This window comes from Vibrio sp. CyArs1 (genome assembly GCF_022432925.1).
Classification (GTDB): domain Bacteria; phylum Pseudomonadota; class Gammaproteobacteria; order Enterobacterales; family Vibrionaceae; genus Vibrio; species Vibrio mediterranei.
Window position 1 is genome coordinate 314770 of sequence record NZ_JAKRBO010000005.1, and the last position, 12738, is coordinate 327507.

The 12738-nt window shown below is 42.7% G+C and carries 13 protein-coding genes; 9 read left to right on the top strand and 4 right to left on the bottom strand.

Going from position 1 to position 12738, the window contains the following annotated elements; translation table 11 throughout:
• Window positions 1-202 precede the first annotated feature (202 nt).
• From MMA19_RS16815 to MMA19_RS16825, 3 genes are all read left to right on the top strand, one after another.
• Window positions 203-1363 carry an alpha/beta fold hydrolase gene (locus MMA19_RS16815; RefSeq protein ID WP_240206722.1) on the top strand — a complete coding sequence of 387 codons (1161 nt, stop codon included), beginning with the start codon at window positions 203-205 and terminating at the stop codon, window positions 1361-1363.
• Between the two features lie 138 nt (window positions 1364-1501).
• Window positions 1502-1906, top strand: a complete 405-nt coding sequence (locus MMA19_RS16820; RefSeq protein ID WP_124941040.1) for a hypothetical protein — start codon at window positions 1502-1504, stop codon at window positions 1904-1906.
• Window positions 1907-1945: 39 nt separating this feature from the next.
• Window positions 1946-2872 carry an alpha/beta hydrolase gene (locus MMA19_RS16825; RefSeq protein WP_124941041.1) on the top strand — a complete coding sequence of 309 codons (927 nt, stop codon included), beginning with the start codon at window positions 1946-1948 and terminating at the stop codon, window positions 2870-2872.
• Between the two features lie 436 nt (window positions 2873-3308).
• Here MMA19_RS16825 and MMA19_RS16830 read toward each other — a convergent pair whose 3' ends face one another.
• Window positions 3309-4259: a helix-turn-helix domain-containing protein gene (locus MMA19_RS16830; protein WP_240206723.1), complete on the bottom strand. Its 951-nt coding sequence runs from the start codon at window positions 4257-4259 to the stop codon at window positions 3309-3311.
• Window positions 4260-4567: 308 nt separating this feature from the next.
• Between MMA19_RS16830 and MMA19_RS16835 the strand changes: the two genes are divergently transcribed.
• From MMA19_RS16835 to MMA19_RS16845, 3 genes are all read left to right on the top strand, one after another.
• Entirely contained in the window at window positions 4568-5890 is a 1323-nt protein-coding gene (locus MMA19_RS16835) for an amidohydrolase family protein (protein WP_240206724.1), read from the top strand.
• Between the two features lie 232 nt (window positions 5891-6122).
• Window positions 6123-6584, top strand: coding sequence for a DUF3299 domain-containing protein (locus MMA19_RS16840; RefSeq protein ID WP_240206798.1), 462 nt, complete (start codon window positions 6123-6125; stop codon window positions 6582-6584).
• A gap of 492 nt (window positions 6585-7076) precedes the next feature.
• Window positions 7077-7916, top strand: coding sequence for a class I SAM-dependent methyltransferase (locus tag MMA19_RS16845; RefSeq protein WP_240206725.1), 840 nt, complete (start codon window positions 7077-7079; stop codon window positions 7914-7916).
• Between the two features lie 257 nt (window positions 7917-8173).
• On the opposite strand, the gene MMA19_RS16850 is transcribed toward MMA19_RS16845, so the two are convergent.
• Complete coding sequence (locus MMA19_RS16850; RefSeq protein ID WP_198557724.1) at window positions 8174-9079, bottom strand: AraC family transcriptional regulator; 906 nt, start codon at window positions 9077-9079, stop codon at window positions 8174-8176.
• 302 nt (window positions 9080-9381) lie between these two features.
• Here MMA19_RS16850 and MMA19_RS16855 point away from each other — a divergent pair, with 302 nt between their 5' ends.
• The 3 genes from MMA19_RS16855 (at window position 9382) to MMA19_RS16865 (ending at window position 11656) form a co-directional block, all read left to right on the top strand.
• The gene (locus MMA19_RS16855; protein ID WP_346657542.1) at window positions 9382-10245 is read left to right on the top strand and encodes an alpha/beta fold hydrolase; all 864 of its coding nucleotides are present in this window, start codon (window positions 9382-9384) and stop codon (window positions 10243-10245) included.
• Window positions 10246-10256: 11 nt separating this feature from the next.
• Window positions 10257-10808, top strand: a complete 552-nt coding sequence (locus tag MMA19_RS16860) for a nuclear transport factor 2 family protein (protein ID WP_240206727.1) — start codon at window positions 10257-10259, stop codon at window positions 10806-10808.
• A gap of 146 nt (window positions 10809-10954) precedes the next feature.
• Window positions 10955-11656, top strand: a complete 702-nt coding sequence (locus MMA19_RS16865) for an SDR family NAD(P)-dependent oxidoreductase (RefSeq protein ID WP_240206728.1) — start codon at window positions 10955-10957, stop codon at window positions 11654-11656.
• A 118-nt stretch (window positions 11657-11774) separates the two neighbouring features.
• Here MMA19_RS16865 and MMA19_RS16870 read toward each other — a convergent pair whose 3' ends face one another.
• Window positions 11775-12113, bottom strand: coding sequence for a hypothetical protein (locus MMA19_RS16870; RefSeq protein WP_006070625.1), 339 nt, complete (start codon window positions 12111-12113; stop codon window positions 11775-11777).
• A 71-nt stretch (window positions 12114-12184) separates the two neighbouring features.
• On the bottom strand, window positions 12185-12736 hold the full coding sequence (locus MMA19_RS16875) for a DUF2301 domain-containing membrane protein (protein WP_171388624.1): 552 nt from the start codon (window positions 12734-12736) through the stop codon (window positions 12185-12187).
• Between the last annotated feature and the right edge of the window lie 2 nt (window positions 12737-12738).

The window sequence follows — 12738 nt, forward strand, 5'->3', positions numbered from 1 at the left end:
GCTAACTACTATGCGTCAGTCTAAGCAGAAATACAGTATATAAAACTCCGTAATATTTATACAAAACAACGAAATGATCAATTTCGGGGATTTGTATACAACTCTCGTGGTTTTGTGCACTGCTTAAATTATAGCCGCCACTTATTATGACCTTCTAATCGACGGAGCAATTGCGCTCTGACAAGAGAGGTTTTCCAAAGGTATGTCTGCAAATCTATACAAGTTGCTGTTACTTAGCGTTGTTTTTTCATTAGCCGGTTGTATTTCTGGTTCTTCAACTTCGCTAAGTCAGTCTCAGGATTATTATGATTATATTCAGCCGTCATTTTCCGATTATTTAATGGTGACAGAGAAGTGGCTAGCGGAAAATCGTAGTTACATCAGTGATGACCACGATAAGGAAATCACTATGAACATGCCATTCGAATTGACACCGAAACACAAGACAAACAAGGCCGTTTTACTGGTACACGGTTTGGGTGATTCACCATATAGCTTTTCGGACATTGCTCCTTCGTTGCGTGTGCAAGGGTTTCATGTGGAAGTGTTGCTACTTCCAGGTCATGGGAGTAAGCCCAGTGACTTAATGCTGCCAAGCTATAACGATTGGCAAGCTATCGTTGACCATTACGCTGGTTTATTGAAACAACAATACGAAGAGGTCTGGTTGGGCGGTTTTTCTACAGGAGGCAACCTCGTCACAATTCATGCTATCGAAAATGGAGGTATTGATGGCTTGTTACTGTTCTCTCCAGGCTTTCAGTCTCAAACGCCATATCTTGAAAAGTTAGCACCTATCGCTTCCATCTTTTTTGATGGCTACACCACTGATGAGGACAACTTTGCTCGCTATAACTCTGCACCGCTAAACGGAGCAATAGCATACTCACAAAGTGCAGCAAAGCTAAGAGAGTTATTGAAAGAGAATCAAGTGGAGATCCCCACTCTAATTGTGTTGAGTGAGGCGGACAGTATTATCGACCCAGAAGCGGTAAATGCTCTATATAAACAACGCTTTACACATCCGAGTAATCAACTGCTTTGGTATGGTGAGTCTAATATTGGACAGGAAACCGTGACGGTATCGAGTATGAAGTTGGATGGGCTGAGGATTAGTACGGCATCTCACATGAGTCCTTTATTTGCTCCGAGCAATGCTTATTACGGACAAGATGCAACCTACACGATGTGTATGAATAGCATGGACAGTGACGCGGTAGCCTATTGCGAGAAAGGAGGTGAAGTGTGGTTGTCGGCTTGGGGTTATGAAGAGGAGGGTAAGGTGCATGCTCGATTGACTTGGAACCCATACTATCAAAGCCTTGAGAAGGCTATGCTCGAAATAGCAAGTGCTCAATATTAACACTTCCCGCATCACCAGATGTATTAACTCTGCCTCGTTATTCTGTATACAAGTCTTGCAGTTTTGTGCACTGCTATATCGAAGCGTACCACCTAAGATAGCCTTATCAATTACCAGACAGCTTATGAGGTGATAACTATGCGACAAAAGGAAGAACAATTAAGTCAATTGATTCAAGCCGTTGACAGGAAAAAAGTTCATCAGATTAGATGTGGCGATCACCGTTTTATAGATATCACCATTGTACAAACCGAAGGCCGTTTTTTTGTCAGACAGTATAAGTTCAACGAGCGGAGTTGGTATGACGCATTTATCAATAATCCAAGCTTGGACGGCGAACCCAATGGTGCGATGAGAGTTGGCGACCTAGAGGTGTTAGTCAATGGCAAAGTTCCTAATGACCTATCGATGGTGACGTCCCGAGTCAACTCAGCTTATCGGAAGTTACTGGGGCTTCTATATCCAATAATGCGTCTAACGTTTGACACAAAAAAGCACGAAGCGGCAACACTAGAATTAATTCCAGTGTTTGAAAGCGAATAATGCAAATTCAATAAAGTAGCAGAAACAAAAGGTAGGAATATGAATATTAAACAAGTAACTTTCAAATCATTTGGTGTAGATCTGGTTGGTAATCTCTATGTACCTGCGGGATTTGACGTAAACAAGAAGTACAAAGCTATCCTAGGTGCAAGCCCGTTTCCACAAGTGAAAGAGCAGGTGCTAGCAACTTATGGTGCTGAAATGGCAGAGCGTGGTTTTATCTTCCTTGCATTTGATTACCTAGGTATGGGTGACTCTCCGTCACTTCCTGGTGAGTATATGCAGTCTCGTTACATGTTCCGTTTAATTGAAAATACGTGGGATGCGGTTTCATTCTTAAGCTCGCTACCATATGTCGATGAAATTTACGGTCTGGGTGTCTGTCAGGGCGGTTCAATTATGGCTTCTTCAGCGGTGACGGACCATCGTATTAAAAAGATTGCGCTTGTTTCAGGCATGATGGCAGCGGATGCATTCCAATGGACAGATAAAGCAACCGTTCATCAAATGATTGCAGCTGCAAACGATTCTAAGCAGAAAATGTTTGAAACCGGTAAAGCTGACTATGTGGCCCCATTTGGCTTAAATGACGAACAGTCAAAAGAGGAGTTTGTTGGAGAAGCTGCCTTTCCGGAAATGGCAGGTGAAACATATGATTACTATGGTCGTGATGGCTATCGAGGTCCTGTAGCAGTCGAGAACTTCACCAACATACACGTGGCAGATCAACCAATGCAATCCTTATTCTCTCTTTGTGAGCACTACGCTGACAAAATAGTACAGCCAACGCTAGTTGTTTATGGTCAGGATGCGCCAACCGCAATTTGCTCAACAGCGTTTATTGAAAAGTTAACCAATGAGCATGAAGTACTGGCTTTAGGTAAGTTTAGCCACGTTGATTTTTACTACAAACCAGAAGCGGTAACGCTTTCAGCAAATGCAGTGGCTAGTTTTTTTAACAAATAATCACTCAAGAAAGCGCTTTATTATTCTTATACTAGAACGCTTCCTTAACGCTGAGATAAGTGCTTGAACAGCGATAAAACGAGGCTCAATTAACAACTCAATAGGGCCTTACATTAACCCCATTTGTCCAGAATCTTCACAGTTGGCACTTTTGGAACTCAAAAGTGCCCCATTCTTTGTTTCAATCTATTGAGCCCTCATTTTAATAAATCATCATTTAACTTACTTTTCGTAATACCAATTATGTCTTGATAGGAGCAGAGGAACATTAATCGTGATAGCTTGTGCTTTCGCCATTATGGGATAGTGTTTGCTTAACTAGTTGTGTTCGAAAGACTAGTTCGTGTGGAGACCCACTTAACATTGATTGATCACTGACTGCAACTAAAGATCGATAGAGCGAAAATATTACAGACGGAGCTTAGCTAATTTTGAGTTAACGTTTGTTGTTGACATAGTGCTTAAATGATATTCCAAAACGTTTTTTAAACGCTCTTCTAAAGTTTGATGCATCGGTATACCCGCAACGAAAGGCGATGTCTTCGTTGTTTAATTTAGGGGTTGCGTTGTAAAGCTTTATGGCATGGTTGAGTCGAGAGTCTAACAAAAGATCCCTGAAAGAAACCTTTTCGGAATGCAATCGTCTTTGCAAAGTTCTCGAGCTCATGCCGATAAGCCGCGAGAAAGAATGTATAGACATATTTTCTACAAACAGATAGTTGTCGAGAACCAATGAAATTGATTTGCTTAGAGACCAATTGCTGTCGTCGGTAGTTGGTTCTATCTCTTCAGAGAGTGGGATAGAAAACCCAGAAAAAGAATGCCCATCGATAACTTGAATCTTCAATCTCGATTGGATTAGCGAATGCGAAATTTTCCCTGTGACCCATATAAAATCAGGTTCCCAGTCCACGCCTAAATAGAGTTTGCAAAAAGAGATAAGTTGCAGGTTTCTATAGATATCAAAGTCTGCTTTACCAATACTTTTGTTTGAGTAACCACTGTCGTGGCAAAGATACCATTTGCGATCGTCTCCATAGCTTAACCAGGTCTTCGCTTGGGATGTTATGTAGGGGATTTTTGGAAGCAGCACGTTTAAGGCTTGGCCAAGTGTGCTTGGTCTGTTCTCTTCGTTCAGCTCATCTGTGATTAGGGAAATATCAAAAGCCTTGCTCGCTTGAATAAGGATGTCGAGACGCTTCTCATGGGGGAGTTCTTGTAAGATTGCGACCAATTCATCGATAAGTACCCAAGAATCATCACTGCTAGAAGTATCTTGGTTTACTCGAGAGTAATTCAATTTTGCTGCAACGTTTACATTGAAATCGTAAAGTGCTTGATAAACTGGATAAAAAATCGTGCTTCGAGCAATTTTAAGATTTTCCATTTTTGTATCTCTCTACCATTTTGTGAACTTAACGTTTATCAAAGTACTCAACGGAATCACTAGGAAAATTTATTGTCATTCAGTATTCATTATAAGTCACTTTGGCGCAAAGTGACCTTTTTATGTTAAGTGTCTTAACTATAATGAATACCATTGAAAGCGGGTAATAAATGGTTTATAGATCGGATTTATAGTTTAGTTATAGAGCTACTTCTACTGACTTAATTTAGTAACGACACCAAATTACCTTATTGGATATTATTTTTTCGATAGAGAATCGTATTATGATAAATTCAAAAAGAACTAAAATGGCTAAATTCTGCTTTAGCTTATCTTTACTTGCGGTATCTATAGGAGTAGAAGCTGCATCGACAGTAATAACAAATGCAAACGTATTTGATGGTGAAAACAAAAATCTCCAAAAAGGCGTTAGCGTACTAGTGGAAGAAAATAAAATTACATCGATTGGTAAAACGGTATCTGTCCCTGAAGATGCCACCGTCATTAATGCTAAGGGTAAAACACTAATACCGGGCCTAATTGATGCCCATTGGCATACGATGTTCGCCAATGCTTCTATGAGTGAGCTCATGAACTCGGATTTTGGATACTTGACCCTCATTGCTTCTGATGGTGCAAATAAGACTTTAATGAGAGGGTTTACAACAATTAGGGATGCAGGAGGAAACCCTTTTGCTATCAAACAAGCGAGTGATAAAGGTTTAATCAATGGACCGAGAGTTTATCCATCAGGTGGCCCAATCAGTCAGACCGCAGGACACTTTGATTATCGTGGACGTTATGATGTGCCAGCCAATAGCACTGACCCATTAAACTATTTAGAGCGCAACAGCCTTGCTATCGTCGCCGACGGCGTGCCTGAAGTGACGAAGAGAGTACGAGAGCAGTTGAGACTTGGTGCTACCCAAATAAAACTGGCTGCTGGTGGCGGGGTATCTTCAAGCTATGACCCGATTGATGTTGCTGAATACACTTACGAAGAATTCAAGGCTGCGGTTGACGTAGCAGAAAGTTGGAATACTTATGTCATGGTGCATGTGTTCACTAACAAAGGAGCACAAACCGCATTAAGAGCAGGTGTTAAGAGTATCGAACACGGCAACCTTCTCTCAGAAGAAACTTTTAAGATGATGGCAGAAAAGGGCGCGTGGTTGAGTATGCAGCCAATCTTCGATGATGAAGATGCAATCCCTTTTCCTCCTGGTTCTTTTCAAGAGGCAAAGTTTAAGTTAGTGACCAAAGGCACAGCACGAGGTATCGAGCTTGCTAAAAAATACGGGGTGCCGATTGCATTTGGTACAGACATGCTGTTCGACCCATCACTCGCCAACAAACAAGGTAAATTCTTAACTAAGCTGGCACCTTGGTTTGAACCTTGGGAAATCTTAAAAATGGCGACGCATGATAACGCTCGGCTTCTCAAACTAAGTGGACCTCGTGATCCCTATCCTGGTGAGCTTGGCGTAATAAAAGAAGGTGCATTAGCCGACCTTGTTTTGGTTGATGGTAACCCTTTAGAGGATATTAAATTGGTTGCCAATGCGGATAAGAACTTTGTGCTAATTATGAAAGATGGGGAAATATATAAAAATTCACTTTCAAAGGATTAGCTACAACACAACTGACTTGAGTTGTTTGCTTGTTGATTTGTCTTTATTCAATATTGACAGGTGAATAACTTGAATAAGTGTTTGACTACAAGGCTGCATTATATTTTGAGCGATGATTTAGTTCAAAAATATATTCGACAGAGGGATGGGAATTGACAACGGAGTGTTGACGTTAACAAGAATAGTGAACGATATGAAACATTTAAAAACACTCTTAAGTCTAATATTTTTGATGTTAACCATCTTACCTCCACAAACTGCGCTTGCTGACATTGAAACAGATGTACAAAGACTACATTGGATAGATTTGATACCAGAGCAAGAAAGAAATATTCCGACCAAGAACTTAATTACCGATCACACAGGTGGAGCGGCACTGCAATCTCAAGTACATACTGTGCGCCAAGAGCTCGATGGAACTGAAGTCAAAATAGCCGGCTTCGTCATACCGCTTGAGGGGGATGAAGAGCTGGTGACAGATTTCTTGCTGGTGCCTTATTTTGGGGCCTGTATTCATATCCCACCACCGCCACCAAACCAAATTGTTCGAGTGAGATTTGAAGAGGGTGTGGCAATATCTGAAATCTGGGATGTGGTATACGTAGTCGGTATGCTCAGAACAGAAAGCAGCAGCTCGGAGCTAGCAGACACAGCGTATGTCATTGATGGTAGTCGAATTGAGACATACCAATAATCACCTTAGTAAAAAGCAGAGAGACAGATAGTTTGGATAGCGTTTAATGACCGAACAACACACTCTGAAACGGCGCGATCCTGCTACTTAAGATAGATAAAGTTACCCGAGAGTTGCTAATTTAGCAATTTCACTGACGCACTTTTGTCCAGAGCCATGATAGCTAGCACTTTGTAATTGAGAAGTGCCTTTCTTCAGCCTTATTACAATACCACTACCAATCCGTTTAGAGCTTGTTTGGGATTTATCCAAATCGTATGTGTCATAGCCGTCAGACCTTATCAGATCCTGTTTTTTCTCCAAATTCCCTCTTTGTTGCTTGTCTTTGTAAGAGCTGATAACTTGTCGGCGAATTAAACTCATTACTAAGGAGGCACCAGCAATGACTTATTTTATACAAACAATATCTATCAAGCGTCCTTACGGTATTCAACGAAATAACTTCAGCTGAAAGTAAGGACGATAAATCTAACTTATTGTCGGAACTAAAAAATGTACAACAAAATCGACGAGGCTAGTGCAAAGCCTGTTGTCTGGTCTGCATATACTGCTGATGTATTGTGGACTGATAGTCATATCGCAAAGCAGATGCTGGCATTTCATCTAAACCCTGAACTTAGCCTTGCATCTCGTACTGCGGCGTTTATTGACGCGTCTACTAGTTGGTTGGTTTCTGAGTTTAGCCTAAGCGCAGATTCTAAGACCATTGACTTCGGTTGTGGGCCTGGCCTTTATACCCAGCGCTTAAAATCCAAAGGTGTTGGTACCGTTGTTGGTCTGGATTTTTCACATAACTCGCTTGAATACGCTAGAAGCCAAGCCAAGAAATCACAGCTTGATATCGAGTATCACTATGGGAATTATCTTGAGTACGGTGACGTTCGCAAATTCGACTTGATCACTCTGGTGATGTGTGACCTTTGCGCTCTAAATCCAGATCAGCGTGCGACCTTATTAGGTAAGTTCAAATCCCTGTTAGCGCCTAGTGGCTCGATTGCACTGGATGTTTACACTACGACTCGCTTTGCGGCTCAAACTGAGTCTAGAAACCTCGAGAAGAACGCTATGGGTGGTTTCTGGAGCGCAGATAATTACTGGTGTTTGCAATCAAACTTCAAATACGAAACGGAGATGGTGACCCTAGACAAATACGTCATCTTCGAAGATGCCCGAGAGTGGACAGTGTATAACTGGCTACAGCACTTCAACTTGGAAATGCTAGCCAGTGAACTAGAGCCACACGGTTTAGAGATCAAAGCGAAATATAGCGATCTCAAAGGAAGCGTCTTTGCGGATGGTGATGAGATGGCACTGGTTATCGGCCACAAGTAACTAGAACTAGATGGGGCGAGAAATCGCTCCATTTTTTTACTTAGCGTAAGAGCAAACTCAGTTTCTTCACTTAACAGCCAAATAATAGGCCATTAAAGAGTTTAAACGGATTGGGCTAGCTAGATGTATTTTGGTCGAGCTGTTGCAGTACGGGAAGCAGTCCGAAATCTCAGAATGGTTTTATGACTCCCAACTCATTTATGCCTAAGAAGCTATGACGGGCATGAAGTCCGAAAGTGATTTTTTCCAATTAACTATCAGTTTTCATTGTTTTTTATGTATTGCCCCGGTGTGATGCCGAAATGGTTTTTGAACGCACGAGTAAAGTGGGATTGGTCATTAAAGCCAAGCTCGTGTGCCGTTAAAGCGATATTTACTGGAGCAGAGGAGAGTGCCACTCGTGCTTGCTCCAAACGCTTATTCATCAGGTATTGATAAGGTGTTACACCGATGAGCTTTTTGAACTCTCTCAGGAAATAAAACTTACTACAACCGAGCAATTCTGCTAAATCATCGACCGCTATGTTGTTACCCATGTTTTCTTCGATGTATTGGTCAATCTTACTAACTTGATGTTGGTCGAACTTAGAGGCAGCAAGTTGGTTGTTCTTAAGGTCAAAGTAGTTTGAATAGTTTTGGATGTAGTGGGTTGCAAGCAACGAAACCAGGTTATTGAGGTAGACTTTGCCATTTCGCCCTTTGCCTTTTGCTTCTAACATAAACAGTTCAATGATGCCCTTAATGGTTTCATCCAACACATTGTAGTTGTTCAAAAATTGCAGCTCAATTCCGTCTAAATTTAGCGGGCAATGTGAGAAAAACTCCTGCTCTTCAATCGCTAAGATGACGAAGTAGCAAGGCTCTGCCACATCATGGGTAAAGGGAGTTTTAGGCGGGTTAATCCAGATGTTGCCCGGGCTGGTTTTTAGATCGGCGAACGTACCATCTTTTTCGACGCTCCAATTCAAATCTTTTTCTAGTGCCAGTGCAAAGTAGAAGTAGGGTGTGTAGACATTCTTCGGATAGAAATAAGGGGACGTGCCCTTTTCTACCAATACGCCCGACCAATCTAATCCATGGTTTGAAAACTCAATATCCAGCACGTCGCCACAGCTTGATAGCACATTAGATTCAGAGTCATAAAACTTAAGCTCGGACTTCATTTTCGTTCCTTTGTTCTCATTCACTTGCTCGCTGAAGTTAGCGGAGTTTTGTACATTTCGTCAACTTTTTGAGCGGGCAATAAAATACAAAAACTTGGGCAGGAATGTTCAATCTTCTCTAGCGTTACAGCGCTAATCTATACCCAAGTTAGCCGGACGCTTCAGGCAAAACATAAGACAGAGAGGATGCCATGTTAAAGAAATCGCTTTTACTACTATTAAGCAGTTTGCCGTTCACCACCTTTGCTCACTCAGTTTCTGCAGATGATAACAATACTAACCTAGCTATAGAGGACACCACCATGAAACACATCGAACTTAATACTCAAGTTGGTCAACTAGCTGCAAACCTTTACCTACCAAAAGGTGCGGGAAATGCCCCAGTAGTTATCGTAACGGGTGCGTGGACAACGGTGAAAGAGCAGATGCCAGCGGTTTACGCTCAAGCATTAGCAGAGCGAGGATATGCTGCATTGACGTTTGATTTCCGTGGTTGGGGTGAAAGTAAAGACCAGGTGATGTACCTAGAAGATCCTTCACGTAAAACAGCGGACATTCGCGCAGTGATTGAAGCAGTGAGTCAGTTAGACGGCATTGATGCATCACGCATTGGTGGCCTGGGTATTTGTGCGTCGGCGGGTTACATGTTGGATGCGGTTGCTGGTAACGCCAAAGTAAACGCAGCAGCAGTGGTTGCTCCTTGGTTGCACGACAAAGCGATGGCGACTGAAATTTATGGCGGAGAAGAAAGCGCGAAAAACCTACTCGTAGCAGCGGAAGAAGCAGCGCGTTCAGCGACTCCGGTTTACATAGAAGCGGCAAGCACAACCAACGAGAGTGCACTGATGTATCAAGCACCTTACTACACCGAAGTCGATCGTGGATTGATTCCTGAATATGACAACCAATACAACGTTGCATCATGGACTGGCTGGTTGAACTACGATGCTCAAGCAAGCGCGGCAACGCAAGATAAACCAGTTCTTATGGTGGCCTCTGAAGCCATGGCTCTGCCTGCAGGTGCGCATCGTTACATAGAGAATGCTGGTAGCAACGTTAACGCAGTATGGTTATACGACATTAACCAGTTCGATTTTTACGACCAACCAGAAGCGGTAAAACTGGCTGTCGATGAAGTGGTAGAGCACTTCGAAGCGAACCTATAAGGAGTCGTGCCATGAAACTTAAACAACTGTGGTTACTGTTTATCGGGGCGATTACCATGAATGTGAATGCTCAAACCATGCCTTTGGACGAAGCGAAAATTCGAAGCAACATTAACAGCTTCTCGGCTTTGGCAGACCAGGGTGCATTTGAATACTTAGGTCGATTATTCGCTCCAGAATTGACGGTGGATTACACCACACTGTTTGGCGGAGAGGCTCAACTAGTTAAACGCCAAGACTTGATCAAGCAATGGGCAGGGTTCCTTCCCGGGTTTGATGCAACATTCCATGACTTGAGCAATTTAAACGTCTCTATTGATGGCGATAAAGCGAATGCGACAGTGGACTTCACAGCAAGTCATTGGCTAGGTGCAGTAGGTTTTTGGGCGGTTTCGGGTGAATACGAGTTTGAGTTGCAACGGGCAAGCGATAACTGGCAAATCACCTCAGTGAAATTGAATCGAAAAGCAGAGCAAGGTAGTCGAGATATCTTGGCAGAGGCGCCTAACTATGCAGCGCAAAACTTAAAATCTCGCGAAGCGCTTAAAGTGATATACCAATAAATACGTCAGAGCAATATTGCCTAGCAAGTGGATACTTGATCGTTTGCTAGAGCTTGCTCTGCCTATATTTTAGGTGGCAAAGGTAAAAACTATCATCGTGACCAAATTCCGCGTTGATGCAGTAGAGATTTTATAAGGAACTCGACATGAGAAATAAAACACCGCGAATCGCCATTGTTACGGGGGCAAACCGTGGTCTTGGTAAAGAAGTTAGTCGCCAACTGCCAGCGCAAGGTGACATTGTCATTGTTACAGCTCGCCAGATGAGTGATGCACAGCAAGCTGTAAAAGAGTTAGGTTGGGACAACTTGTTAGCGGCACAGCTTGATATTACTGATGAGGGTAGCATTACTCATTTGGTTGAGCGTGTTAAGCAGCGGTTTTCCGTTGTCGATGTGTTAATCAACAATGCCGCGATTCATTATGACACTTGGCAAAATGTGACAAATGCTAATCTCACTACTGTCAAAGAAGCGATGGATACCAATGTGTTTGGAGCGTGGCGAATGACGCAAGCACTTTTACCTTTACTCCAAAGCAGTCAGCAAGCACGTATTGTTAATATCAGCAGTGGTGCGGGTGCGCTTGATAATCAGACTGGCAGCACTCCTGCCTACAGCATGTCCAAGATCGCGCTTAATTCATTGACGTTAATGTTTGCCAATCAACTGAAAAGCAGAGGTATTCTTGTAAACTCAGTCTGTCCGGGATGGGTAGCTACTGACATGGGGGGAAACGGAGGGCGCCCAATAGCGATAGGGGTCGAAGGAATAGTATGGGCCGCAAATCTGCCGGTGAACGGACCAACTGGTGGCTTTTTTCGAGACCGCGAACGAATTGTGTTTTAGTAGTAAATGAACACTGTGTCGTTTTTCGAAATGAATATTTATCTTCTATTCGAAGAGCGGAATTCATTCACGGTAGGCTCCTCATAAAGAATGTCGTTCAGGAATGTAGTCTAAGTATTTAGTCCATCTGGGTAATAAAGGTTTGTTCATCATCCACAAAAGCCACAAAGCCGCCGTGATAGATAAACACCCGACCACGTCCTTCAACTAGGCAGGCAAGCTGTGGGTTCAAATCTTCTTCGTTATTTTGACGTTGAAATGTGCCGGTATCGGTGATTTCGCCGTCGAGTGAAGGCAAATATCCATGAGTACGTTTGGCTTGGTCAATCAGGCTTAATTCGCTGGTGTTAGAGAAGCAAGAGGGGATCGCTCCTGCATCTTCGATAAACATGGTTTTTAGTTCTTCAAAGGCTGTAATCACCAGCCAGTCGATGCCGTTAACGTGATGGATAAACATAGTGTATCTCGGTAATTCTGATGCGGAGATATTATCACTAATCAGGAGTGGTTGTAGCAGAGATTTGATTACTAAATCTGATAATTCGCTTTAATGCCTATATCGAAGTGAAGCGGCATTTGCCATTTCTTAAATGATAAGAAACCCATAATTCCGCCGACAGCGATGTAGAGCGCAACTAAAACTGGGAGTTTGTTCAGGGCAGTGCAAAGTACTGCGATAACGAGAAGAACAGGTATCAGTTTGAGCCCGGGTACTTTGAAGCAGAATGATTCTTTGAGTGCAATGCCGGAAAACACCACAAAGCAAAAGCCAAGGGATACCCACGTTGGGAGGTCTGTGACCACAAATAGGAGTGCTAACCAGCCACTCCACATTATCACCGTTCTTACCGTTTTGTCGTAAACGTGGATGTTGGCGGCGGATAAAACCGTGGATGTAAGCAGCATCCAGAATATCCATTGATCAAATGGAGATGTGACACTGGCGAGTGTGATACCTTCGTAGCTTAATGCGGCTGCCAGCAAACAGCCGATGGAAAATAGTGATATACCCAACCGATACAGACAGACACTGAGCTTATCCAATGCATCTAAGTCTTCTTTAAATTCAGGATTTGCCATGA

Coding starts and splice junctions, on each gene's coding strand:
- MMA19_RS16815 (WP_240206722.1), top strand. CDS start 203: ATGTCTGCAAATCTATACAAGTTGCTGTTACTTAGCGTTGTTTTTTCA.
- MMA19_RS16820 (WP_124941040.1), top strand. CDS start 1,502: ATGCGACAAAAGGAAGAACAATTAAGTCAATTGATTCAAGCCGTTGAC.
- MMA19_RS16825 (WP_124941041.1), top strand. CDS start 1,946: ATGAATATTAAACAAGTAACTTTCAAATCATTTGGTGTAGATCTGGTT.
- MMA19_RS16830 (WP_240206723.1), bottom strand. CDS start 4,259: ATGGAAAATCTTAAAATTGCTCGAAGCACGATTTTTTATCCAGTTTAT.
- MMA19_RS16835 (WP_240206724.1), top strand. CDS start 4,568: ATGGCTAAATTCTGCTTTAGCTTATCTTTACTTGCGGTATCTATAGGA.
- MMA19_RS16840 (WP_240206798.1), top strand. CDS start 6,123: ATGTTAACCATCTTACCTCCACAAACTGCGCTTGCTGACATTGAAACA.
- MMA19_RS16845 (WP_240206725.1), top strand. CDS start 7,077: ATGTACAACAAAATCGACGAGGCTAGTGCAAAGCCTGTTGTCTGGTCT.
- MMA19_RS16850 (WP_198557724.1), bottom strand. CDS start 9,079: ATGAAGTCCGAGCTTAAGTTTTATGACTCTGAATCTAATGTGCTATCA.
- MMA19_RS16855 (WP_346657542.1), top strand. CDS start 9,382: ATGAAACACATCGAACTTAATACTCAAGTTGGTCAACTAGCTGCAAAC.
- MMA19_RS16860 (WP_240206727.1), top strand. CDS start 10,257: ATGAAACTTAAACAACTGTGGTTACTGTTTATCGGGGCGATTACCATG.
- MMA19_RS16865 (WP_240206728.1), top strand. CDS start 10,955: ATGAGAAATAAAACACCGCGAATCGCCATTGTTACGGGGGCAAACCGT.
- MMA19_RS16870 (WP_006070625.1), bottom strand. CDS start 12,113: ATGTTTATCCATCACGTTAACGGCATCGACTGGCTGGTGATTACAGCC.
- MMA19_RS16875 (WP_171388624.1), bottom strand. CDS start 12,736: ATGGCAAATCCTGAATTTAAAGAAGACTTAGATGCATTGGATAAGCTC.